Consider the following 22,982-nt stretch of genomic DNA (forward strand, 5'->3'; position numbering starts at 1 on the left):
GGCCCGATAGATCTTCGGTATCCCGGCAACCGTGGCCGACCTCGTAATTCATGGAGTGACCAGTTGAGCTTTAGTCGTCGTGCCCGTGGGGCCTGCCTCGGCGTCGTTCTGGCGGTGCTCGCAGTGCTCGGCGGTGTCGTCGTCTCCGCCGCGCCGCGCTGCCCGGAGAACTGCCGCACCGAGGCCGCCGCCCGCGACCCCCAGCCGGCACCGTCCAAGGACAGGGCCGCCGTCGCGCTCACCCCCGCTGACGGGGCCACCGACGTCGACCCGCTGGGCGGGATCACCGTCGTCGCCAAGAGCGGCCTGCTCACCCACGTCACGATGGTCAACGACGCCGACAAGCCGATCCCCGGCGTCGTCACCCCCGACTTCAAGACCTGGAAGCCCACCGTCCCCCTGGGCTATGGACGCAGCTACACCCTGACCGTCGACGCCCGCGGACCCGGCGGGGTGCCCTCGACGATGTCGTCGACCTTCCAAACCGTCGTGCCGAGCGATCAGACGCAGGTGACATTCACGACGCCGGGCTGGCAGCTGCTCGATGGCGGCCGGTTCGGGATCGGCACCGTCATCGCTGCACACTTCGGCGAGCCCATCACCGATCGCGCCGCCGCCGAGCAGCACCTCTCGGTCACCACCAACCCGCCGGTGCGGGGGTCCTGGTATTGGATGGACGACCAGACGGCGCACTGGCGCCCGGAAAAGTATTACGCCCCAGGCACTTCGGTGACCGTGCGGGCCAACGTCTACGGCGTCCCGCTCGGCGACGGTCTGTACGGCGAGCAGGATTCCGCGGCGACCTTCACGATCGGTGATGCGCACGTCTCGGTTGCCGACGACACCACCAAACAGGTCAGCGTGTTCGAGAACGGCAAGTTGGTGCGCACTATGCCGACCTCGATGGGTCGCGGCGGCAGCGAGACGATCGGCAATCAGACCCTGACGTTCTGGACGCCGCCCGGCATCTACACGGTCATGGACAAGGCCAACCCGGTGATCATGGACTCCTCGACCTACGGCCTGCCGATCAACTCGCGCCTCGGCTATCGCGAGACCATCCCGTACGCGACGCGCATCAGCCCGGACGGGATCTACCTGCACCAGCTGAATGCGACCGTGTGGGCGCAGGGCAATACCGACACCTCGCACGGGTGCCTGAATCTCAGCAGCGACAATGCGGCGTGGTTCTACGACTTCTCGGTGCCCGGGGACGTCGTCGAGGTCAAGAACACCGGCGGCCCGCCCCTTGCGCTCACGCAGAACGGTGACTGGACACTGCCGTGGAGCGAGTGGCTCAAAGGTAGTGCGCGGCATTGAGATGCCGCCGAAAAGTTAGATTCCGCTAATGATTGGATCTTTGCTGCTGGTGACGGGCGCGTCAGTCTCCTTCAGGTGACAAGACGACGCTGTGGCCGTCTATGATCTCAGGCGTCAAAGGTGACGCCGGCAACTCATCGTCGACCAGTTCTGGAGTGATTTTCGGTGGTCTTTTCCCGTCGCGCGTGCGCGGCCGGCCTCGTGGTGAGCCTGCTGCTCCTGGGCGTTCTCGGGAGCGATGTGGCCGGGCTGCCCGGGTGCCGCGACGGGTGCAAAACCGCGACCGCCACCGCCCAGGTGCAGTTGCCACCCGCGCCGCCCAAACCCCCACTGCTGGGGATCGCGCCGGCCAATGGCGCGGCTGACCTCAACCCGCTGAGCCGGGTGTCGGCGCAGGTGGTGGGTGGCAATCTCACGAACGTCTCGTTGGTGGACGACTACGGCAACACCCTTGCCGGCGCACTGTCACCGGATGGGACGTCGTGGCAGCCGACCGTGCCGCTCAAGTACGGGCGCACCTACACCATGCAGGTGGCCAGTCTGGGCGCCAGCGGTGTGCCGCTCGCGCGGACCACGACCTTCGCGACAGCCTCGCCCGACAACCTCACCCAGGTCTACCTCGAGACGCCAGGTGGCCTGCCGATCCACGAAGAGATGAAATACGGCATCGGCACGATCATCGCGGCGCGCTTCGACGAACAGATCACCGACAAGGCTGCCGCCGAACGCAATCTGGTGGTGACCACCAATCCGCCGGTTCAGGGCTCGTGGTACTGGGTGGATGACAAGACCGCGCACTGGCGGCCGGCGAAGTACTACGCACCGGGCACAACGGTGTCGGTGGCGGCCAACATCTTCGGACTCAAGCTCGGCGACGGTCTGTACGGGAACGAGAATGCCAAGGCCACCTTCACAATTGGTGATGCCCACGTCTCGATCGCCGACGACACGACCAAGGTCGTGAGCGTGTTCGACAACGGCAAGTTGGTCCGGGCGATGCCGACCTCGATGGGCCAGGGCGGCTACCAAACCATTGCCGGACGGACGTTTTCGTTCTGGACGCCGCCCGGGGTGTACACGGTGATCGACAAGGCCGAGTCGGTGACGATGGACTCGTCGACCTACGGTCTGCCCGTGGCCTCCTCGATGGGCTACAAGGTGAAGATCCCGTACGCCACCCGGATCAGTACCGACGGCATCTATCTGCACCAGCTCAACGACACCCGATGGGCGCAGGGCAACACCAACGTCTCGCATGGGTGCCTGAACCTCAACGGCGAGAACGCCTCCTGGTTCTTCGACTTCTCCCAGCCCGGTGACGTCGTCGAGGTCAAGAACACCGGCGGCCCCGGTCTGGAGATCTGGCAGAACGGCGACTGGACCGTGCCGTGGGGCGAATGGCTGAAGGGCAGCGCGCTCGCGCCCAAGCCGTAGGGCTCAGTTGTTCTTGGTGGGCCGAGCCGAGCCTGCGGTGCCCCGATGCTTCTTCGTGGGGGACGGCGCGTTTGTGCTCTTCGCGCTGCGATGCGTCGCAGGCCTCCGGTCGGCGGTCGTCGTCGGGTTGACGGTCCGGCGGGAGCCGGCCACGCCTGTGGCGCGCTGATCCTGGCGAGGCGTTTGGGCTACCGCCGACGATTGCGTCGCCGGCCTCGACGCGGCAGCGGATGGGGCAAACGGGCCGAATGCATAGGCGATTGCGAGCACCGGGGCTATCGCGTAGATGGCGACCGAGAAGAAGGCGAGCTGGCGGATGCCGCCCGTCGGAAAGAAGAGGCCCTTGAGTCCGTTGGCCAGGAACACGCTGATCGGCAATGTGATGGGGAGGCCGACGTACCAGACCGGCGTCAACGCGATCGCGGCCGCCAAGATGAGCGCGGAACGAATCGTCGTCTCGGGAGATGCGTTGGCTTGCGGAGCCGACGCAGTGGTGCGGTTGGTCGCGGTGCTGGTGAGTTTTACGGCGCCGGCTTGCAGCTGAATTGCCGTGAAGTGCACTGGCTGTGGAATCGTGGGATGCGTTGTGCCAGAAGGCAACACTACGCCTAGGGCGATGACGGCTGAGGCGCCGGCGGCAGCGAGACGAGATGCGCGCCCAGGCGCGGGAATCGATCGGTACACAAGTTCCCCCAGTTCAGTCGTTGGTTTTGGCGGGTCGGGCCGAACGCGCGGTGCCCGAATGCTTCTTCTCGTTGGAAGCCTTTGGTGTGGTCTTGGCCGTCCGATGCGCTGACGGTTTCCGGTCGGCGCTGGTGGTTGTGCCGGTAGTCCGCGCCGAGTCGGCCAGTCCCGACTTGGTGCGCTGGACTTGGCGGTCCGCTTGGTATGTGGACACTGCGTCAGCTGCTGGGTTCTGCTGAGAGACAAGGGAGTTGAGGAAGCTGCGCACGTTCTTGGTTACCTCATTGACCACATAGAACGGTCCCACGGCCCACGCGGCGAGGCCCGCTGCGAGAGGAAACAACGCGGCGGGGGGATCGCCGGGACGGGTGATGATTCCTAGCCCGATCGCGGACAACCACCCGTAGAGGAAGACGGCAGCGCCCACGCTAACGGGCAAAGTGATCGGGGTGGCGGCATACCAAACCGGGACCAGCGCGATCACGCCCGCCTCGAATACCACGGACGTCACCGCGCCCTGGATCTGCGGGATTGTGATGTTGGCCTGCGGCCTCTTCGCGGCGGTCTGGGTTTGTTCGTCGGGCAGCGACATGCTCACAAGCTCGACGTTCGGGAGCTGTACCGCGAGAACATGTTCTGCACGCGAGGGGACGGCTCCGGTGGCCCCGTTCGGAGCGATGACGCCGGTGGTGACGACGGCCGCAATGGCGGCGGCTATCAGCTTCACCATTACGTTCGCTTGTTGGCGGCTCTGGCCGAACCGGCAGTGCCCGAACGCTTCTTCTCGGTGGATGCCTTGGGCGTGGTCTTGGCTGACGTATGCGCCGACGGTGTCCGGTCGGCGTTGGTGGTCGGGCCGGCGGTCCGTCGTGAGCCGGCCAGTCCCGGCTTCGTGTGTCGAGCCGCGGATGGTGTCGACGGGTGGGTCACCCGAGACGAAGTCCCGGCAGCGGGAAGCACCGAGAGCACCGTGACCGCCGCAAGAAACGGCGCTCCGGCGAAGATGACGAGGCTCCATTTGACGATGGACACGGGGTCGATGAGGGGTCCTTGCATGCTTATGCCGGCTACCAACACGTTGAAGACGGCACCCAGCACAATGCTTGTCGGCAGGGTAATCGGAAACGCCGCATACCAACCCGCTGCGACTGTGATCGTGGCGATCGTTGCCAGCACCTGCTGCGGAGTGGGGAGTTCGAGGCCGGCCAGCGGGCTCGCCGCGGCAGTCCGTCTTGCTGGGATCTTGGCTGCGGCCGCTGTCGGAGCAGTCTCGGCGATGTTGGTGACGATCGCCTGCAGTTGAATCTCGGGTATGTGCCCCGATCGAGTGATCTCCGGGGCGCCAATCCCGATTGGTGGGTGAGCCGCACTGATCGCGACGGTCACCGCGACTGACGCGGCAGTGAGAAGCGATGCGCGGCCAGTCCTGCGAATCAATCCACCCATGATCCCCCCCGGGTACGTGGTGAAGGCTCAGCATAAATGTCGTAAGCGTCAAATCCAAGGACCGCCGGCAGTCCTTTCCCTGCTGTGACCTGGCTCACATCAGGCGTAGCCTGGAAGGCGTCTCTAGGAGGAAGGGAGACGCGATGAAGGGTGCATATCGCGACCCGGTCGATCACTCCCGAACAACACAACCGCATGCTGGTGAGTCGTTCATCGACACGCTGTGGCTGCCCGGCCTGTTCCTCATCGCGCTGGGCGTGGTGGGGTTGGCCGGCATCGTGGCTGCGCTGGCGTACAATCACCACGAGCTGCTGTTGATGCTGGGCTCGGTGGTGGCGGGCCTGCTGATCGTGGGCGCGCTGTTGATCATCGCCGAGCATCAACGGGTCAAGCGGGTTGAGCGTCGCTGGTTGGCGGAACACCCCGACCGCGCGCATCATCCCCACGCCGCGTAACGGCGTTGTTCGGCGGTCGCGCACCCGGGCCTGCCCGGGCGCGCGGTACCTCTTTGCGTACGGCGGAATGCCGTCCGACGTGCGAATTTACCCCTTGGGGGATTTGCTGATAATTACCTGCATGTCAATTATTGGGTAACGGTTGCGAATCAGTTCGGAATCTGCGGTTGCCCCGGTTTAGTGCTGTGAACAGTATCTATAGCGATCCTATTGATGGTGTTCTGCAAGACGCGCGGCGCACACCCTAGCGATCCCCTAATCCCCTAATGGGCATTGCTGGGATATCCCGGTACTGCCCGCATCGGGTAGGGGACCGCGCCCCATTTCAAGGTGCTCGTGATCTTCATACCGTGGGTAGCAATCACCGGAAGGAACTCCCAATGGACAACCTGCTGCAATTCATCCTCGACCTGTTCAACAACGAATCGGCCGCGCAGAACTTCGTCGCGGATCCCAACGCCGCGCTGTCGAACGCCGGGCTGGCCGGGGTGAGCCCCGAGCAGATTCAGTCCGTCGCGGCCTCGGCCGTTCCGGGGCTGGACCTCGTCGGCGGCGACCCGGTCTCCGGGCTGGCGCAGGCCGTCTCGAATCAGTTCGGCTTCGCACCCGTCGAAGGTGTTGTGCCGAGCGTTCTTTCGGCCCCGGCTGTGGCGGCCAACGTGCTCACCGACCAGGCGCTGGATCTCGGCGTCGACGGCGGTTCGAGCCTGGCCGCCGCAGTCGGCAACGGCATCGGCATCGGCCTGGGCCAGAGCATCGGTGCCGGACTCGGCGCTGAGCTCGGCGGCGGTGCCGCCGTGGGCGGAGAGACCGGATTCGGCCTGGGCACCGGCCTCGGCGGCGGGTTCCAGTCCGGGCTCGGTGTCGGTGCGGGCTTCCAGGCCGGCATGAGCGTCGAGGTCGAGGCGGGCTTCCACGCCGGCATGGGTGCTGAGCTCGGCGGTGCGGTGGGTGGCCAGTCCGGAATCGGTCTGGGCACCGGGCTTGGCGGTGGCTTCGGCACCGGTGCCGGTTTCGAGACCGGGCTGGGCGCTGAGGTGGGCGCTGGTTTCCACACCGGCATGGGTGCTGAGATCGGCGCGGGTACGGAGTTCGGTGGCCAGACTGGGGTTGGTCTGGGCACGGGCTTCGGAACCGGTTTCGGTGCCGGCGGTGGCGCTGAGGTCGGTGGCGGATTCAACACCGGGTTCGGTGCCGAGATGGGCATGGGCGGCGAGTTCGAGGGCGGCGCAGAGCTCGGCGGGCACAGCGGCGTTGGCCTGGGTACCGGTTTTGGCGCCGGTGGTGGCGCTGAGCTTGGTGGCGGATTCAACACCGGGTTCGGTGCCGAGCTGGGTGGCACCGCGGAAATGGGCGGTCACAGCGGAATTGGCCTTGGCACCGGGTTCGGTGCCGGTGGCGGTGCTGAGTTCGAGAGCGGCGCTGAGCTCGGTGCGCATAGCGGATTCGGTGTGAACACGGGATTCAACGGTGGCGCTGAGCTCGGTGGCGGCTTCAACTCCGGCTTCGACGCCGGACTCGGCGGCTCCGCAGCAGCGGGCGCCGCGGCGAGCGCAGGCGGTAGCACGCACATCGGCGGTGGATCGAACATCAACGCGCAGAGCGGCTTCGGCGCTCAGGGCGGCAGCCAGTTCGGCGGCGGTGCGCACATCAACGATCGCGCGCGCATCGAGACCAGCGGCGAGGTCGACGCCGAACGCCGCGCCACGCTGAGTGGCTCGGCAGGCGGAGCCTCCGCAAACGCGGGCGGTTCGGCCAACGTCGGAACCGGCTTGAGCGCGCAGGAGAACGCCGGCTTCAACAGCACCTCCAACGTGGGCTTCAACAGCCCGCTCGGTGGCGCCAGCTTCGGCAACACCACCTCGGCCGCCGGCGGCGGAGCGATCGGCGTCGGCGGTGCCGGCCTGACCGCTGCGGGCAACACCGCGATGAACACCACCACGGCGGCCTCGTTCGCCAGCCCGCTGGGCGGAGCGACCGCGAGTGCGCAGGCGGCTGCGAGCAACACGACGGCCGCGAGCTTCCTGCACGACGACGGCGCGGCATTGAGTGGCCAGACCAACTTCACCGGACAGACCAACATCGGCAGCGCGTTCGGTGGCCAGACGAACCTCGGTGGCGGATTCGGTGGGCACACCAGCGCAGGCGGTTCACTCGGCGGGCAGACCAATGCCGGGGCGGCCTCGGCTGTCGAGGCGAATGCGGGCGGCCACACCGGGTTCACCGGTGGCACCAGCGTCGCCGGTGGTTCCAGCATCAGCGGTGGCGCCAATGCCGCCGGTGGTGGCAGTGGCAGCTTCCTCAACCACGAGGCCACGAACTTCAACCTGCACAACTCCGCGGAGGCGGCAGGGTCGGCCACCGGTGGGGCATCGGCGGGACATGTGACCGCCGGCGGAAACGGATCCTTCCAGAACGCCTTTGGTGGTCAGGCCAACATCCTGGGCCAGGATTCAGCGGCTCTCGGCGGCCACGGCACCGTCAACACCGGAGCCAGCACCACGGCTTCGACAACGCACGGCTCGGCGACCACCCCGTCGCAGAGCAGCAGCGTCATCCACACCGAAGGCTCTACTGCCGCAGGCGGTTCGGCCTCGTCCGGCTCCAACGGCGGCTCGGTGATCACCAGCTCGCAGGGCAGCGCAAGTGGCGGTGGATCCACCTCGGCCAGCAGCGGGCACAGCTCGGCCTCGGCCGATCAGCACGCGGCCATCGACTCGTCGAGCCACGCGGCCGCGGCCACGACGCCGGATCACTCGGCGTACGACCAGTCGAGCCACGCGAGCACCGACTACTCGAGTCACTCGCTGTACGACACCAGCCACGACAGCTCGGCCTCGCATACCCAGGCGAGCACCGATATGTCGTCGCACAATCAGGCCGATCACCACATGGGCTTCTGACCCGAAGACCTGACACAAAATCGGCGGGGACCGCATGGTCCCCGCCGATGTGTTTGTGCCGCAGGCTAGTCCGAGATGTGGGCGAACTCCGGGGAGCGTGCCAGTGCTTGTCGGGCGTAGGCCCGCACGTCGGCATCGGTGTCGTCCAACGCCCCCAACAGAGCATCGTGGGCGGCCGGTCGCGACGCCCACTGGGTCAAACCGAGGACGGCGGCTTTGCGCACGTCGAGGTGCGGGTCGATGAGCGCTCGGGACAGGAAGTCCACCGCTCGCTCGCCTGAGCCGGACAACGCACGCACCGCACCGACGCGGATCTGCCAGGCTGAGTCGCCCAGCGCGCGTTCGATCAGCGCCAGATCGGCGTCCTCGCCGCCGATTTCGCCCAGTGCCGCCAGGGCCGCGGCGCGGACCAGGGGATCGCGGTCGCCGACGAGCGCACGCACGGCGGCAGGTCCGCTGGCAAGAGTGCCCAGCCCGTTGGCGACGGCGATCCGGACCTCCCGATTCTCGTCGCCTGCGGCCGACGCCACCCCGTCGGAATCGTCCACCGACACCAGCGCGCGGACTGCCTCGATGCGTACCCGGTGGTCGGTGTCGGTCAGGGCAGTCCGGAAGCTACGGGCATCACCGACTCGACGGAAGCTCAGCAGATACAACGCGGCGCTGCGGACGAGTGGGTCTGTTGAGGTCAGCAGTGGTTGCCCCGCAGCGGGATTCGGCAACACCTCGACGAGCTCACGCACCCCTTCGGCGGCGGCGCGTCGTACGCCGCTGTCGGTATCGGTCAGCGCGGCGTACAACGCATCCGCATAGCCGTCGCAGAGATGCTCGGTGAGCGCGACGACCGCGGTGCGGCGCACCCCCGAGTCGGAGTCGGCCAGGAACTCGGCGAGATCTTCCAGCGCGGGGGATTCCAGCGCCAGCACGGCGGCGATGCGCGGTGACGGCGGTTGTGTGGGCGGCTGGGTCACTGTGCTCCGAGGAGTCGACGTCTGCTGCCGATCGCGGACGATGGTCGGCTGTGCCACGGGGATGGATTCTGTTCCGCCGGTGGGTAGATCGTCGAGACCGGGTACGGGGACGAAGTACTCGGCGACCGGCCGTTTGAAGAACTCCATGCGGCCGTCGGTGCTCTTGCGCAGGTTCAGGTGATAGCGCCAGTTGACGTCGTCACGATCGGGCACGTCGGAGCGATCGTGATACAGCCCCCAGCGGGATTCGGTGCGGGTCAACGACGACCTGGCGGCCATCTCCGCGCAGTCGCGAATGAACGACACCTCCACTGCGCGCATCAACTCGTGCGGTGTGCGGGCACCGATCTGCTCGATCTCGTCCTGCATCCGCTCGAACGTGTCGACGGCGATCGCCAGCTTCGTCGCGGTCTTCGGCGGGGCCACATAGTCGTTGACGAAACGCCGCAACTTGTACTCCACCTGCGGCTGGGGCGGTCCGTCGGGATGCTGGAGGGGCCGGTACGCCAGTTCATGCGCCGCGCGGATCTGGTCAGCGGGAAGATCTTGTGGCGCTTCGAGATCGGCCAGGGTGCCGGCGGCGTGCTCGCCGGCCAAGTCGCCGTAGACGAAGGCGCCGATCATGTAGTTGTGCGGAACACACGCCAGATCCCCGGCCGCGTACAGGCCCGGAACGGTGGTGCGGGCATGCTCGTCGACCCACACTCCTGATGCGGAATGGCCACTGCACAAACCGATTTCCGAGATGTGCATCTCGATATCGTGCGTGCGGTAGTCGTGCCCGCGGTTGGCGTGGAACGTGCCGCGGGTCGGCCGTTCGGTGGTGTGCAGGATGTTCTCCAGCGCGGTCAGCGTCTCGTCCGGCAGGTGGCTGACCTTGAGATAGATCGGCCCCCGCGCGGATTCGATCTCCCGCTTGACCTCGGCCATCATCTGACCCGACCAATAGTCGGAGTCGACGAAGCGGTCGCCGTTGGCGTTGACCTGATAGCCGCCGAACGGGTTGGCGACATACGCGCACGCGGGTCCGTTGTAGTCCTTGATCAGCGGGTTGATCTGGAAGCACTCGATACCGGACAGCTCGGCCCCGGCGTGATACGCCATCGCATAACCGTCACCGGCGTTCGTCGGATTCTCGTACGTGCCATACAGATAACCCGAAGCGGGCAGGCCCAGCCGACCGCAGGCACCGGTCGCCAGGATCACGGCCTTGGCGGCGACGGTGACGAACTCGCCGGTGCGGGAATTCAGTGCCGCGGCACCCACCGCGCGGCCGTCGGCGGTGAGCACCCGCACGGGCATCAACCGGTTCTCGATCTGGATCTTCTCGCGCATGGACTTCTGCCGCAGCACCCGATAGAGCGCCTTCTTGACGTCCTTGCCCTCCGGCATCGGTAGCACGTAGGAGCCGGACCGGTGCACCCGCCGTACCGCGTACTCGCCGTGCTCGTCCTTTTCGAACTTGACGCCGTACCGCTCGAGCCGCTGCACCATGGCAAAGCCGCGGGTCGCGGTCTGATAGATGGTGCGCTGGTTGACGATTCCGTCGTTGGCGCGGGTGATCTCGGCGACGTAGTCCTCGGGTTCGGCCTTGCCGGGGATGACGGCGTTGTTGACGCCGTCCATCCCCATCGCCAGCGCACCGGAGTGGCGGACGTGCGCCTTCTCCAGCAGCAGCACCTGGGCGCCGTTCTCGGCGGCGGTGAGCGCGGCCATCGTGCCTGCGGTGCCACCGCCGATGACCAGTACGTCACAGTCCAGGCGGGTGGTGTCGGAAAGGTCGGGAATCTGCATCAGGAAAGCTCCGGAGTATCCAGTGCGGCAATGACTTCCGATCGCAGTGCACTGCGATCGGCGAGGGCATCGCGCGGGGCGGGGACGTCGATGAGGGCGCGTAGCGGTTGGCCGGCGCGTCCGAGCACGGCGATGCGGTCGCCGATGAGCAGCGCCTCGTCGACGTCGTGGGTGACGAAAACGATGGTGGTGGGGTGCGCGCGCCAGGTGTCGATCAGGAGCCGCTGCATGCTGGCCCGGGTCTGAGTGTCCAGCGCACCGAACGGTTCGTCCATCATCACCGCCCGCGGTGCGCCGGCCAGGCCACGCGCCAACTGCACTCGCTGGCGCATCCCACCGGACAGGCTCTTGGGCAGGTAACCCTCGAAACCGGTCAGACCGACATCGGCGATCCAGCGCAGAGCCTCCTCGCGCCGCCCGGCCCGAGGCACCCCAGCCAGCTTGAGCGCGAGTTCGACATTGGACTGCACGGTGCGCCAGGGCAGCAACGCGTTGTCCTGGAACACCAATGCCCGCTCGCGCGACGTGGTGCGTACCGGCTCACCGTCGGCGAGCACCTCGCCCGCGTCGGGGCGGAGGAGTCCGGCCAGCGCCCGCAGCACGGTGGACTTGCCACAGCCCGACGGCCCGGTCAGAACCAGGATCTCGCCGGGTCGCACCTGCAGGTCGAGGTGGTTGATGACCGGTGAGCCGCCGTAACTCAGCACAAGGTTGGTGAGCTGCAACGTCATCCCCGCAACTGGGGCAGCCAGCGTCATCGCGCCTTCTCCTCGCCGCGCGGCAACCAGCGCGTGACGCGGCGTCCCAGGATCTCGATCGCAGCGGACGTGGCGAAGCCGAGGATGCCGATCGTGATGATGCCGACGAAGACCTCGGGATAGGCCAACACGGTATAGGCCTGCCAGGTCCGGTAACCGACACCGAGGCGGCCCGAGATCATCTCGGCCGAGATCACGCAGATCCACGCCACGCCGATCCCGACCGACAGGCCGCCGAAGACCCCGGGCAGGATGCCCGGCAGCACGACCCGCACCAGAACGTCCCACCGGCTACCGCCCAGTGTGCGGACCGACTCCTCCCAGATCGTCGGCAGGGCGCGCACCGCGTGCCGCGTGCTCACCATGATCGGGAAGAACGCGGCCAGGAACGTGATGAACACGATTCCCGCTTCGTCACTGGGGAACAGCAGGATCGCCACCGGGACGATCGCGATCGCCGGGATCGGGCGAGCGAGTTCGGTCAACGGCCCGAAGACGTTGGCGAACGCGTTCGACCGGCCCAGCAGGATGCCGGTGACCACGCCGACCGCCGCCGCGAGCGCGAAACCCGTCAGGATCCGGATCAGCGATTGGCCGAGATCCAGCCAGTATTCCGGTACGGCAACCCGTTTGGTGAACACGCTGACGATCTCGGTGACCGTCGGCAGCGTGTCGAAGCGCAACCAGATCCGGATGTGGTTGGCGGTCAACAGCTGCCAGAGCGCGATGGCCGCGGCCACCGACGCGATTCGCACCACCCACGCGCCCCAGGGCCGACGCCGCGTGCCGGACTTCACCGGTGCCGCAATGGTGTCGGCGCCGACGGCGATCGGGCCCGTGAGCATCGCGGGTTCGGCGGTCACACCGCACCGGCCAGCGCGGCCTGATAGTCCACCACCGTGGTACCGGGGTGCGCGGCGGTATAGCGCTGAGCGCCGGCATCGGTGTCGAACGGCAGGTAGGAGTTGCCGGACTGCACCCAGACCGAACGATCGGCGAACCATCGGGTGCCCAGCTCGGTGTCGGGAACGTAGGCCGCGATCACTTTCTGGCCCTTGGCATTCGCCTCGCGCAGAGCGCGTAGCAGGCAGCCCGGATTGGCCGCGGGCTGGGTGGCGGTTTGCCCGTCGATCCACAGCTCGCCCGCCAGCGCGGGGTCGGTCACGGCGACATTGCAGATCGGGTCCTGACCGCTGACCTGGATCGGGTTGGTGGTGACGGTCACGGCCTTGTCGTAGTCGAGATTGCGTGCCGCGAAGACCTTGCGTAAGGGGTCGGCGTTGACGAACTGGTCGATGTTCAGATCGGCGAAGTCGCCGATCGACTTCAGGTACGGAATGTCACTCTTGAAGGCGTCGACCAGAGACGGCTTGATCGTGGTGTCGAACGACACCGCGCCGCCGGGGCCGTTGTAGAGGTACACCACTTCCTGCGGAAGTCCACTGCCATCGGCGACGAGTTTGGCTGCCTCCAAGGGCTTTTCGTGCAAGAAATCGGTGGCGTCAAGCTGGGCCTGCAAGAATGCGTCGAGGACCTCGGGATGTTGGCCGGCGTAATCGCGGCGGACCACCACGCCGTGGAACGTCGGCACGTTCAGTTCGGCGCCGTCGAACAGCAGTCGACCCTTGTTCTGGAACGCCAGCAGTCCCGGCCAGGCGACGAACTGCGCGAACGCCTGCACCTGACCGGATTCCAGCGCGGATGCTCCGACCTGGGGTTGCTGGTTGAGCACCTCCACCCCGGTCTTCGGGTCGATGCCCGCCTTGGTCAGCGCCCGCACCAGCGTGCCGTGGCCGGCCGACCCGACCGACGCCGACACCTTCTGACCACGAAGATCGTCCAGCGAACGGTCAGGCGAATTCGGCGGCACCACAACCATGTTGAGAGCACCCTTGGCGTTGTAGCCGGTGATCGAGACCACCTCGGTCTTGGCACGCTCGTTGGCCTGGGTCTTGGAGCCGTTGATCAGCAGCGGATAGTCGCCCATCGAGCCGATGTCGATCTTCTCGGCGAGCATCTGTGCGGTGATCGGCGCTCCGGTGTCGTAGTCCTGCCACTGCACCGTGTATTTCACGTTGGTGCGCTTGGTGATGTCAGCGAGGCGCTGCTCGAGGAAGCCCTTGGCGCGCAGCAGAGCGCCCGCGGTGACGGTGTTGATGGTCTTGGACTGGTAGCCGATGACGACGTTGACCTCACCGGCCGCCTGAGGCTTGGCGTCCAGCGAGCAGCCGGCGGTGGCCGTGACGAGGGCAGCGGCCAGCACGGCCGCAAAGCGGATTTTCATGAATGTCTTTTCCGAAGTTGGGCTGTTCAGCGGATGAGATAGGGCATGTTCACGGTGACGGCACCGGTGGGACAACGGGCTGCGCAGGGGCCGCAGTACCAACACTCGTCGACATGCATGAATGCCTTGCCGTTCGCCGGGTTGATGGCGAGCGAGTCGAGGGGGCAGATGTCCACGCAGAGTGTGCATCCCTCGATACACAGCGACTCGTCGATGGTGACCGGAACGTCGGCCCGCTGGTTGATCAGTGTCATGACATCTCCCTGACAAGGTTGCCGCGCAGGGTAATTCGATCGCCCCGCATGCGGATGTATTCGAGGTCGACGGGCCGTCCGTCGTCGAGGTGGGTCAACCGCTCCAGCAGCAACACCGCGGCACCTTCGGGCACCTGAAGGATGGCTGCCGAGTGTGCATCGGCGGGAACCGCTTCCACGGCAAGACTCGCCGAGCCCAGCCGCTGCCCGGTGACCTCTTCGAGCAGGGCGAAGATGTCGTTGGTCTCCAACGGATGCCTGATGATGTCGGCTCCGACGTCGGGCGCGAGGTAGGTCTTGTCCAGACTCAACGGCAGATCGCCCAGGAACCGCAGCCGTTCGATGAACAGCACCTGCTCGCCGGGTTGCAGTCCGAGACGGCGCGCGACCGCGGGAGGTGCTGCCACCGACATCGCCGCGCGCACCTCGTTGCGGACCTCGCCATAGCTCTTGAACGTCTCCTTCAGCCCGACAAGCGCATCCAGGCCGTGGTCGTACTTGCGGATGGCAACCTGGGTGCCCACTTTGGGCCCGCGGTCGATGAGGCCCTCGTCCTTCAATGTCGCCAGAGCCTCACGGACGGTGTTGCGTGACACCCCGAATTCCACTGACAGCTCGGCTTCGGTAGGTAGGCCTTGCGGATAGCCGCCGACATGGATTTGATGGCGCAAGACGTCGGCGACGAGCCGAGCCTGATCGGCCCGTGCCCGGCGGATCGGCACCGGTTCGGCGTCGCCCATCGCACCCTCCTGCCTGACGATATGTCTCGTCAAACACGGTAAAGCCGCTGCATGGTGCCACTGGCCCGGCGAGTGCCACGCCATGTACGGCCACTCGCAATGCGCCGGTCGCAAGCGCGCCGGACCTGCCGATACAGGCGATCTGGTGGGCATTGCGCCACCGCTGCGTCAATGGACGCAGTTCTGATCGTGCTGAGCCGAAAGTTCGGCGGGCAGGAGCGCAGCGACCCGGGGATTATTCAGGGCAGACGGTGTGGCACGTCGGTGATCAAGCCGCCGTCCATCACGAATTCCGACCCGGTGGCGAAGGACGACTCGTCACTGGCGAGGAACAACACGAACGTCGACACCTCATGTGGCTCGCCGAGGCGACCCATCGGGGCGGCCACCAGATCGTCGGGCATGTGCGCGGTCATCGGGGTGCGGATCATCCCCGGATGCAGCGAGTTGACCCGAATGTTGCTGGGCGCCAACTCAAGTGCGGCAGATTTGGTAAGCCCCCGGATGGCCCACTTCGAGGCGACGTACCCGTGGTTGCCCGGGGTGCCGCGCATGGCCTGGATCGACGACATATTGATGATCGAGCCGCCGCCCGCGTCGGTCATCGGCCCGATCACCGACTTGATGCCGAGCATGGTGCCGGTGAGGTTGACGTCGATAACCCGTTGCCAGCGTTCGCGTTCGAGGTTCTTCAGCGTGCGCCGGTACACGATGCCTGCGTTGTTCACCAGAACGTTGAGTAAGCCGAACTCGCGCAGGGCGAGCGCCACCGCCGCGGCCCAGTCGTCAGGATTCGACACGTCGAGGTGGACGAAGCGGGCGGCGGCGCCGAGTTCGGCGGCGACGGCGGCGCCCTCCTCGTCGAGCACGTCACCGAGGACCACCCTGGCGCCTTCCCTGACGAGCAGTCGGGCGTGTTCGGCGCCCATCCCGCGCGCGGCCCCGGTGATCAGGGCGACCTTGCCCTCGACGCGTCCCATGAGCGGGACGGTACCGGGCACGAGGCCCGCGCAGTTTTACTTGGCCGCTAGCTGGGACCAGGTATCCAGCACGTTCTGGTAGGCCTCCGGCGATACCGCGATCGACCCGACGAACGGATGCTCCATGGCGAACGTCAGGTAGAGCACAAAGGCCAGCAGCGAGCCCGCCAGTGCAATCAACGCCCCGTGGACGACGACGTCGGAGGACGGGAACATGTAGGTGAACATCAGCATCACCGCGCCGCCGCCGAGCAGCAGCACCCACAGCTCACTAGGGATCTCCGACTGGCTGCCGGAGATGCGAGTCTTACGGGCGTGGCCCAGTTCGTCCAGCCGGGTGATGGACTCCTGGTAAAAGGAGATCTCACGCTGGGAGGCCGGTTGAATCTGGAGGAAATCCTGCCACACTTCCGTCAGATGATCTGATTGCTGTTCGATGATGTCACCCTGCCGCATCCTCGGAAACTCGTCGTCCACAACGTCATTGGTGTACGCGATCAGGCTCTGCTGGAACGCCGTACGGCTGGCCTCGGGCAGGCCGGCGGAATCGCGCAGGAGCTCAGAGATCGCGGCGGCTTCCGCCTCGGTGCCATCCTCGGCCGAGTTGAGCTGTTCCCACACCACCACGACGACGAAGGCCACCAGCACCGCGTACAGCACGCCCGCGAGGTTGAAGACATGACCGGCCACTTCGTTGCCGCCCGCCAACCTCGCCTGGGGAAGCACCCGCCGCGTCACCACGAGCCCCGTCACGGCCAGCCCCACGGTGATGATGACGACGACGAACCCCACGAGCGGCGCGGGCAGCTGCAGGAGCCAGATCACCAAGGACTTATTACCGCGGCGTTCGCCCGCCAAACAGCGACGCCACCGATAAGGTGCGGCTGTGCTCGAGGTGATCGACAAGGGTGCTGCCACGGCCACCCACGCCACGCCGCTGCTGTTCGTCCACGGCGCCTTCCACGGGGCATGGTGCTGGGACGACCACTTTCTCGACTACTTCGCCGAGCGCGGCTATCACGCGCTCGCGCTGAATCTGCGCGGCCACGGCGCCAGCCCCTTGCCGGCACCCATCAACGAGTGCAGCGTCTTCGACTACGTGCAGGACGTCAGTACGGTCGCCGATCGCCTGCCGGTGCCGCCGGTGGTCATCGGGCACTCGATGGGTGGTTTCGTGGTGCAGAAGTATCTGGCTGTGCATGATGCCCCCGCGGCGGTTCTGGTGGCCTCGGCACCCCCGACTGGTATTGCTCCAGCGACAGTGCGAGTGGCCTGCCGGCACTGGCGCAACTCGATGCGCACCCGGTCGTTCAGCAAGCCGCTGGAATTCTTTGCCGCACCGGGTGTTTCACGGGCAACCTTCTATCATTCGGCCACGCCCGACGAGATCGTGGCCGCCTGCACATCGCGGTTGGGCCCGGAGAGCGCCCGCGTGCTCTACCGAGATCTGTTGTACCGCCATCTCGCCCGGCCCAAGCAGGTCACCACCGAGGTTCTGGTGCTCGGCGCGGAGCTGGACGGGTTCTTCACCCCGCGGGAGGTAGCCGCGACCGCGCGCGCGTACCGCACCGAGCCGGTGATGTTTCCCGGCATGGGCCACAACATGATGCTCGAGAACGGTTGGGAGAGCGTCGCCGACCACATTCACAGGTGGTTGGCAGCAAGTCTGCGCTGACGCAGCGGTTAGTTTGCACTCCGAGCGGGAAACCAGACGCGCACCCCGACCTAGGAGGCAGGTATGTGGCACACCGTCGTGCTGGCGGCCAGCGAGAACATCGAGGCAGCCGGGTTCATTCTGCGCGGCATCAAGGGCATCTTCGTGGCGATCGGCAGCATCATCGCGGCCGTCATCTGCGCGGTCATCGCCGGCATGAAAGGCCGAAATCCGTTCGGCTGGGGCATTCTCGGGCTGTTCTTTTCCATCCTGACGCTCATCGTCGTCATCGTGATACCGAGCAAAAAGTCCTAGGCCCGAAACCCCGCCAGGACTGCCTGTACGCCGATATCCCAGCGGCGATTGACGGATTCCGACGACGTGCCGAGCCACCGGCCGGCTTCCTGGACCGCCAAACCCTGTGCAAGAGCGAGTAATACATGCGCGATGTCCACCGGGTCGCCGGCCAGTATGCCGGCGTCGATGCACCGCTGTACCTTGCCGACGAGGATCTCCCGCACCGTCGGCGCCGCAGCGAGCTGCCCGGGATCGGGGTCCAGATCCTGAAACGGCCTGCTGAACATGACCCGCGCCAGCGGCGGGTAGTCCAGGCAGAAGCGGCGGAACACCGGGATCACCGCGCGGAGATCGGCCAGCGCGTCGGCGGTTTCGGCAATGCCGGTGAGCTCAGTGCCCAGCCGACGGAACCCCTCGAAAAACACCGCTCGTAGGAGCCCGTCCTTGTCGGAGAACAGCTCGTAGACCGCGGGTACCGAGGTGCCGGCTCGCTCGGCCACCCGCCGGGTGGTGAACCCCGACATGCCGTCTTCGCACAGCGTGCTCACCGCCACGTCGACCACGCGGTCGCGCAGCTCGGGAGTGCGCTGCTTGACCCTGGGCACGGACTAAGACAGCCCGAACTCGGAGGCGATGTTGTCGATGCCTTCCCGCATCGCGTCGAGCGCTGCCTGGCGGGCACGCATCTTGCTCGCCACATGCGCACCGGCATTCAAGCCGGTGAACTGGCGGGCGGCTTCTTCGGCACGGGCGAGAACCTGGTCGTTCAGCACGATCTCGTCGACCCAGCCGCCGGCCAGTGCGGTCTCGCCGAAGAAGGTGTGGGCCAGCCCGACCGCCTGCTGATAGGCCGACGGGGTGAGTCGAAGCCGCATGACCTCGAGGGCGGGGTAGGGCAGCACCATCCCGATCGCCACTTCGTTGGCCTGAAAGTTGTACGTGGGTCCGGAGATTCGATGATCGGTGCTACAGGCCAGGAACGATCCCATGGCGATTGCGTGGCCAGTGATCGCCGCGACGACTGGCTTGGGGAACGACAGCAGCCGGTGGGACAGGTTGAACCCGTCCTGCAGCATCGCGATGGAGGCCTGGATGTCACCGGAGCGGAACACCTTGAGGTCGAAGCCGCCGCTGAACACGCGCTCGCTGCCCGCGATCACCACCGCGCCCGCGTCCTCGGCCAGGGCGCGGTCCAGGTTGTCGTTGATCTCGGCGAGCATGGCCGGGCTCAGCACGTTGACCTTGCCGTCGTCCATCGTGAGGACGGCGATCGCATCGTCCTTGCGGTAGCTGACACTCATGGAGGCTCCTTCGTTGCAGCGTCGTCTATTTCGTACCGACGTTACGTAACGAAGTTCCGATTGCCAAGGGGCAATCTCGGCGAGGTGCCGTCGTGCGGTTGCGCGAGCCCGATTGGTTCGTGAACATTACGATCGCACTGTGAGGGGGATCATCCTGGCGGGCGGCTCGGGTACGCGTCTGCATCCGATCACGCTCGGTGTTTCCAAGCAGTTGATCCCGGTCTATGACAAGCCGATGGTGTATTACCCGTTGTCGACGTTGATGCTGGCGGGGATTCGCGACATCTTGGTGATCACGACTCCGCATGATGCGGAGAGTTTCGAGCGTCTGTTGGGTGATGGATCGCGGTTCGGGGTGTCGATCACGTTCGCCCAGCAGCCCTCGCCGGACGGGCTGGCGCAGGCGTTCACCATCGGTTCCGATTTCATCGGTGGTGAGAAGGTCGCGCTGATTCTGGGTGACAATCTGCTCTACGGGCCGGGGCTGGGCACGCAGCTGAAGAGTTTCACCACGGTCGATGGTGGGGTGATCTTCGCGTACTGGGTGGCCGAGCCGTCGGCCTATGGTGTCGTGGAATTCGACCCAAGCGGCGTGGTGGTGTCGCTGGAAGAGAAGCCCAAGCGACCTCGAAGCAACTTCGCGGTTCCCGGGTTGTATTTCTACGACAACGATGTCGTGGAGATCGCTCGGGGGCTTTTGCCGAGTGATCGTGGCGAGTACGAGATCACCGACGTCAACCGTGCCTATCTGGAGCAGGGGCGGTTGCGGGTGCAGGTGTTGCCGCGCGGCACGGCGTGGTTGGATACCGGGACGTTCGACCAGATGACCGATGCGGCCGACTTCGTGCGCACGATGGAACGCCGCACGGGCCTCAAGATTGGTGTGCCCGAGGAAATCGCTTGGCGGCAGGGCTTTCTCAGCGAGGACGAGGTCCGTGAGCGTGCGGAGAAACTGGTGAAGTCGGGCTACGGAACGTACCTGCTCGAACTACTGGAAAGGGGCGCCTAGTGGCTGAGCTGCTGGTCACCGGAGGCGCTGGCTTCATCGGATCCAACTTCGTGCACTACGCGGTCGAGCACACCGACCATCACATCACCGTGCTGGACAAACTCACCTACGCGGGCAACCGGGCATCGCTGGCAGGTCTGCCCGAGGACCGGGTGACCTTCGTTCACGGGGACATCGCCGACGTCGAGCTTGTCGACAAGTTGGTCGCTGCTGCCGACGGCGTTGTGCATTACGCCGCCGAAACACACAACGACAATTCCCTAGAGGGTCCTGAACCATTCCTGCACACCAACTTGATCGGTACGTTCACGTTGCTGGAGGCGGTCCGGAAGTACGGCGTGCGCTACCACCACATCTCGACCGACGAGGTGTACGGCGATCTGGCGTTGGACGACCCGGGACGGTTCACCGAAGCCAGTCCCTACAACCCGTCGTCGCCGTATTCGTCGACCAAGGCCGGTAGCGACATGCTGGTGCGTGCCTGGATGCGCTCCTATGGTGTGCAGGCGACGATCTCGAACTGCTCCAACAACTACGGCCCCTACCAGCACGTCGAAAAGTTCATTCCGCGCCAGATCACCAACGTTTTGACGGGAATTCGTCCCAAGTTGTACGGCGATGGGCTCAACGTACGGGACTGGATCCACGCCGACGACCACTCGTCGGCGGTGCTGTTGATCTTCGAGAAGGGCCGCATCGGCGAGACCTATCTGATCGGTGCCGACGGGGAGAAAGACAACAAGACCGTCGTCGAACTCATCCTGACGCTCATGGGCCAGAACGTCGATGCAATCGACCATGTCCCCGACCGCGCCGGCCACGATTTGCGCTACGCGATCGACGCCACCAAACTCCGGGACGAGCTCGGGTGGCGGCCGGGGTATCCAGATTTCGAGCATGGCCTGGCCGCGACCATCGAGTGGTACCGCACCCACGAGGACTGGTGGGCACCCGCGAAGGGCGCGACAGAAGCGTTCTACACCCGACTCGGCCAGTAACCAGGAAGGTCGCGTTCGTTCCGCGGCGCTTCAGCCGTGCCGCGGCAGCCGAACGACCTCGGTGGGGTGTTCGAACCGCTCCCGCCGCCAGCGGCTCTGCGTCTCCTCGGCGGCCCGCTTCATCCGGTCGATCTCGGAGCGCAGCACGTCGACGCGGGCCTCTTTGGTGGCGTAGTGGAAGTAGTCGAGGGTGGTGCGCAGTAGTTCGAGCTTCTCGCGCTCGCGCTTGGCCAGATCGTGGCCGGTCATCATGTCGATGCGGCGTGCCGGCTGCAGTGCGTCCCAGTCGAGTACGACCTTGGTGCGGTACACCGTGCGCTTGCGTCCGAAGGTCCTGGCCCACCTTCCGACGGGCTCGGGGCGGTCGTAGTAGGAGACCACCCCTTCGAAGCGTGACCCGATCGACGAGCCGAACTGGCTGCGATCCAGTGCCGAATCCCAGATCGTGCGCCACTCCTGAGTGGGTGCGAGCTCGGGAATGCTTTGTGGGAGAGTCAGTTCCACGATATCGGTGAAACCGTCGTCGGTGTGCTCGTAGCGAGCCACGGTGGGCGGTTTGTCGAAGGTGAATCCGATGTCGTAGGCGGCCGTGCTGCCGAAATTGCGGACGGCCAATTCGATGACATGCCAGTCCGCGGCGTGCGGCTCCATGACCATAGCGACGTGCGGTCGCGTCTGCTTTGCGTTCGTACTCTGCTGTCGACGGATCTGCCGATGCGTGTACAGCAGCGCCGCCAGCCCCAGCAGCACTGCTGCCCAGGCGGCTACCGCCAGCCACGTGCCGGCCCCGACTCCGGTTACATCTCCCCACAGATCCGCGAGATCACTCGCGTTTTCCACCCAATGCTTATATCACGGCAAACTGACCACTGCAGTATTGACGATGGCGAAAGTTACTGTGGCTCAGTGTAACCGGCGTTGTGCGGCCAACGGGCTGGCCACCAGGAGCGCCCGGCGTCGCCGCGCGGCGAGCGTGACCGGAAGGACGGCGGGAATCCCGCAGGCCTGGGCGAACTGCTGTGCGGTAAGGCCGTCGGCGGAATTCATATCGCAACGGCCGAACGGGGGAGCGCCCTCGGGTAAGCCGCCGCCGTAACCCTGCCCGTCGGTGTACTGGTGGGCGACCTTGCCGGGATAGGGCGGGTTCGAGCCGTAGGACGCGACGACCAGGCGGATGTCCTCCGGTTTGGTGGGCCAGAGGCGATCGAGATCCCCGACGTTGCCGTACCCGATCACTTTGGCCGATGAGCCGAGGTATGCGCCCAGGGCGGCGTAAGCGGCGTTGATGCCCGCAGACTGGTCACCGGTGATCTGTCCGCCCCACGACTCGACGTCGATCATCACCGCCATGCGCGGATGTGGCACTCGCACTTGGGATTTGAACGTTTCGACGGTTTCTTCCCAGTTGGGTCGCCACACGAAGTAGACGATGAAGAACGTCAGCCGACCGGTGTCGACGTTGCCCAGGCACCAGCTGTAGTTGTTGACCCATTGCCGGTCGCGGTAGGTACCGTCGTTCGAGCGAATGCACAACACCGGATGCGGGTAGGTGTCGTTGACGCCGACCTGCCATTCGGAGACGTCGGCGTACAGAGTGTCGGGCATCGTGAGTTTCCTTGGATGTCAATTTTATTGGCGAACGCAAACACTTGTCAGGATTCTTTCGGATGACTCCATATCGGGCTTGAAATGTAATAAGC

General features: G+C 65.9%; 23 protein-coding genes. 8 read left to right on the top strand and 15 right to left on the bottom strand.

All coding sequences use genetic code 11. The features are described 5' to 3' along the window. Window positions 1-63 precede the first annotated feature (63 nt). Together EV580_RS28870 and EV580_RS28875 are read left to right on the top strand one after the other, a co-directional pair. On the top strand, window positions 64-1,320 hold the full coding sequence (locus EV580_RS28870) for a L,D-transpeptidase (RefSeq protein ID WP_286171903.1): 1,257 nt from the start codon (window positions 64-66) through the stop codon (window positions 1,318-1,320). Between the two features lie 165 nt (window positions 1,321-1,485). Then, complete coding sequence (locus EV580_RS28875; protein WP_133695826.1) at window positions 1,486-2,754, top strand: L,D-transpeptidase; 1,269 nt, start codon at window positions 1,486-1,488, stop codon at window positions 2,752-2,754. 3 nt (window positions 2,755-2,757) lie between these two features. On the opposite strand, the gene EV580_RS28880 is transcribed toward EV580_RS28875, so the two are convergent. The 3 genes from EV580_RS28880 to EV580_RS28890 all read right to left on the bottom strand — a co-directional run bounded on the left by EV580_RS28880 (window position 2,758) and on the right by EV580_RS28890 (window position 4,884). Continuing rightward, the gene (locus EV580_RS28880) at window positions 2,758-3,315 is read right to left on the bottom strand and encodes a hypothetical protein (RefSeq protein ID WP_133695827.1); all 558 of its coding nucleotides are present in this window, start codon (window positions 3,313-3,315) and stop codon (window positions 2,758-2,760) included. Between the two features lie 136 nt (window positions 3,316-3,451). Further along, window positions 3,452-4,168: a hypothetical protein gene (locus tag EV580_RS28885; protein ID WP_133695829.1), complete on the bottom strand. Its 717-nt coding sequence runs from the start codon at window positions 4,166-4,168 to the stop codon at window positions 3,452-3,454. Next, complete coding sequence (locus EV580_RS28890) at window positions 4,168-4,884, bottom strand: hypothetical protein (RefSeq protein WP_133695831.1); 717 nt, start codon at window positions 4,882-4,884, stop codon at window positions 4,168-4,170. Before EV580_RS28890 ends, EV580_RS28885 begins: the two co-directional genes overlap by 1 nt. A 143-nt stretch (window positions 4,885-5,027) precedes the next feature. Here EV580_RS28890 and usfY point away from each other — a divergent pair, with 143 nt between their 5' ends. Continuing rightward, complete coding sequence (gene usfY, locus EV580_RS28895; RefSeq protein ID WP_133695832.1) at window positions 5,028-5,339, top strand: protein UsfY; 312 nt, start codon at window positions 5,028-5,030, stop codon at window positions 5,337-5,339. A 380-nt stretch (window positions 5,340-5,719) separates the two neighbouring features. Continuing rightward, a complete protein-coding gene (locus EV580_RS28900; RefSeq protein WP_133695834.1) occupies window positions 5,720-8,242 on the top strand; it encodes an IniB N-terminal domain-containing protein in 2,523 nt (840 codons plus the stop codon). Window positions 8,243-8,307: 65 nt separating this feature from the next. Here EV580_RS28900 and EV580_RS28905 read toward each other — a convergent pair whose 3' ends face one another. From EV580_RS28905 to EV580_RS28940, 8 genes are all read right to left on the bottom strand, one after another. Further along, window positions 8,308-11,007: a fumarate reductase/succinate dehydrogenase flavoprotein subunit gene (locus tag EV580_RS28905; RefSeq protein WP_133695835.1), complete on the bottom strand. Its 2,700-nt coding sequence runs from the start codon at window positions 11,005-11,007 to the stop codon at window positions 8,308-8,310. Beyond that, window positions 11,007-11,765 carry an ABC transporter ATP-binding protein gene (locus tag EV580_RS28910; protein WP_133695837.1) on the bottom strand — a complete coding sequence of 253 codons (759 nt, stop codon included), beginning with the start codon at window positions 11,763-11,765 and terminating at the stop codon, window positions 11,007-11,009. Before EV580_RS28910 ends, EV580_RS28905 begins: the two co-directional genes overlap by 1 nt. After that, on the bottom strand, window positions 11,762-12,610 hold the full coding sequence (locus EV580_RS28915; protein ID WP_133696021.1) for an ABC transporter permease: 849 nt from the start codon (window positions 12,608-12,610) through the stop codon (window positions 11,762-11,764). The genes EV580_RS28910 and EV580_RS28915 overlap by 4 nt, the downstream gene beginning before the upstream one ends. Before the next feature lie 14 nt (window positions 12,611-12,624). Further along, window positions 12,625-14,049: an ABC transporter substrate-binding protein gene (locus EV580_RS28920; protein WP_133695839.1), complete on the bottom strand. Its 1,425-nt coding sequence runs from the start codon at window positions 14,047-14,049 to the stop codon at window positions 12,625-12,627. Between the two features lie 26 nt (window positions 14,050-14,075). Next, window positions 14,076-14,303 (bottom strand): 4Fe-4S dicluster domain-containing protein, encoded by a 228-nt coding sequence (locus EV580_RS28925; protein ID WP_133695840.1) that lies wholly within the window; start codon window positions 14,301-14,303, stop codon window positions 14,076-14,078. Next, window positions 14,300-15,043: a GntR family transcriptional regulator gene (locus EV580_RS28930; protein WP_133695842.1), complete on the bottom strand. Its 744-nt coding sequence runs from the start codon at window positions 15,041-15,043 to the stop codon at window positions 14,300-14,302. The genes EV580_RS28925 and EV580_RS28930 overlap by 4 nt, the downstream gene beginning before the upstream one ends. A 239-nt stretch (window positions 15,044-15,282) precedes the next feature. Further along, complete coding sequence (locus tag EV580_RS28935; protein ID WP_133695844.1) at window positions 15,283-16,023, bottom strand: glucose 1-dehydrogenase; 741 nt, start codon at window positions 16,021-16,023, stop codon at window positions 15,283-15,285. A 36-nt stretch (window positions 16,024-16,059) separates the two neighbouring features. After that, entirely contained in the window at window positions 16,060-16,848 is a 789-nt protein-coding gene (locus EV580_RS28940; RefSeq protein WP_133695845.1) for a bestrophin-like domain, read from the bottom strand. Between the two features lie 61 nt (window positions 16,849-16,909). On the opposite strand from EV580_RS28940, the gene EV580_RS28945 reads away from it, so the two are divergent. Together EV580_RS28945 and EV580_RS28950 are read left to right on the top strand one after the other, a co-directional pair. After that, complete coding sequence (locus EV580_RS28945) at window positions 16,910-17,698, top strand: alpha/beta hydrolase (protein WP_133695847.1); 789 nt, start codon at window positions 16,910-16,912, stop codon at window positions 17,696-17,698. Between the two features lie 63 nt (window positions 17,699-17,761). Continuing rightward, on the top strand, window positions 17,762-17,992 hold the full coding sequence (locus EV580_RS28950; protein WP_133695849.1) for a deoxyribodipyrimidine photolyase: 231 nt from the start codon (window positions 17,762-17,764) through the stop codon (window positions 17,990-17,992). Here the strand turns inward: EV580_RS28950 and EV580_RS28955 are convergent. Then, the gene (locus EV580_RS28955; RefSeq protein WP_133695851.1) at window positions 17,989-18,579 is read right to left on the bottom strand and encodes a TetR/AcrR family transcriptional regulator; all 591 of its coding nucleotides are present in this window, start codon (window positions 18,577-18,579) and stop codon (window positions 17,989-17,991) included. The genes EV580_RS28950 and EV580_RS28955 overlap by 4 nt on opposite strands. Before the next feature lie 3 nt (window positions 18,580-18,582). Then, complete coding sequence (locus tag EV580_RS28960; protein ID WP_133695852.1) at window positions 18,583-19,275, bottom strand: crotonase/enoyl-CoA hydratase family protein; 693 nt, start codon at window positions 19,273-19,275, stop codon at window positions 18,583-18,585. A gap of 139 nt (window positions 19,276-19,414) precedes the next feature. Between EV580_RS28960 and rfbA the strand changes: the two genes are divergently transcribed. Then, window positions 19,415-20,284, top strand: a complete 870-nt coding sequence (gene rfbA / locus EV580_RS28965) for a glucose-1-phosphate thymidylyltransferase RfbA (protein WP_133695854.1) — start codon at window positions 19,415-19,417, stop codon at window positions 20,282-20,284. Beyond that, entirely contained in the window at window positions 20,284-21,282 is a 999-nt protein-coding gene (gene rfbB / locus EV580_RS28970) for a dTDP-glucose 4,6-dehydratase (RefSeq protein ID WP_133695856.1), read from the top strand. The genes rfbA and rfbB overlap by 1 nt, the downstream gene beginning before the upstream one ends. A 30-nt stretch (window positions 21,283-21,312) precedes the next feature. On the opposite strand, the gene EV580_RS28975 is transcribed toward rfbB, so the two are convergent. Together EV580_RS28975 and EV580_RS28980 are read right to left on the bottom strand one after the other, a co-directional pair. Then, the gene (locus tag EV580_RS28975) at window positions 21,313-22,122 is read right to left on the bottom strand and encodes a DUF8453 domain-containing protein (protein ID WP_133695857.1); all 810 of its coding nucleotides are present in this window, start codon (window positions 22,120-22,122) and stop codon (window positions 21,313-21,315) included. 63 nt (window positions 22,123-22,185) lie between these two features. After that, window positions 22,186-22,887 (bottom strand): glycoside hydrolase family 25 domain-containing protein, encoded by a 702-nt coding sequence (locus tag EV580_RS28980; RefSeq protein WP_133695859.1) that lies wholly within the window; start codon window positions 22,885-22,887, stop codon window positions 22,186-22,188. Window positions 22,888-22,982: the final 95 nt, after the last annotated feature.

The organism is Mycobacterium sp. BK086, from assembly GCA_004362315.1.
Lineage (GTDB): Bacteria > Actinomycetota > Actinomycetes > Mycobacteriales > Mycobacteriaceae > Mycobacterium.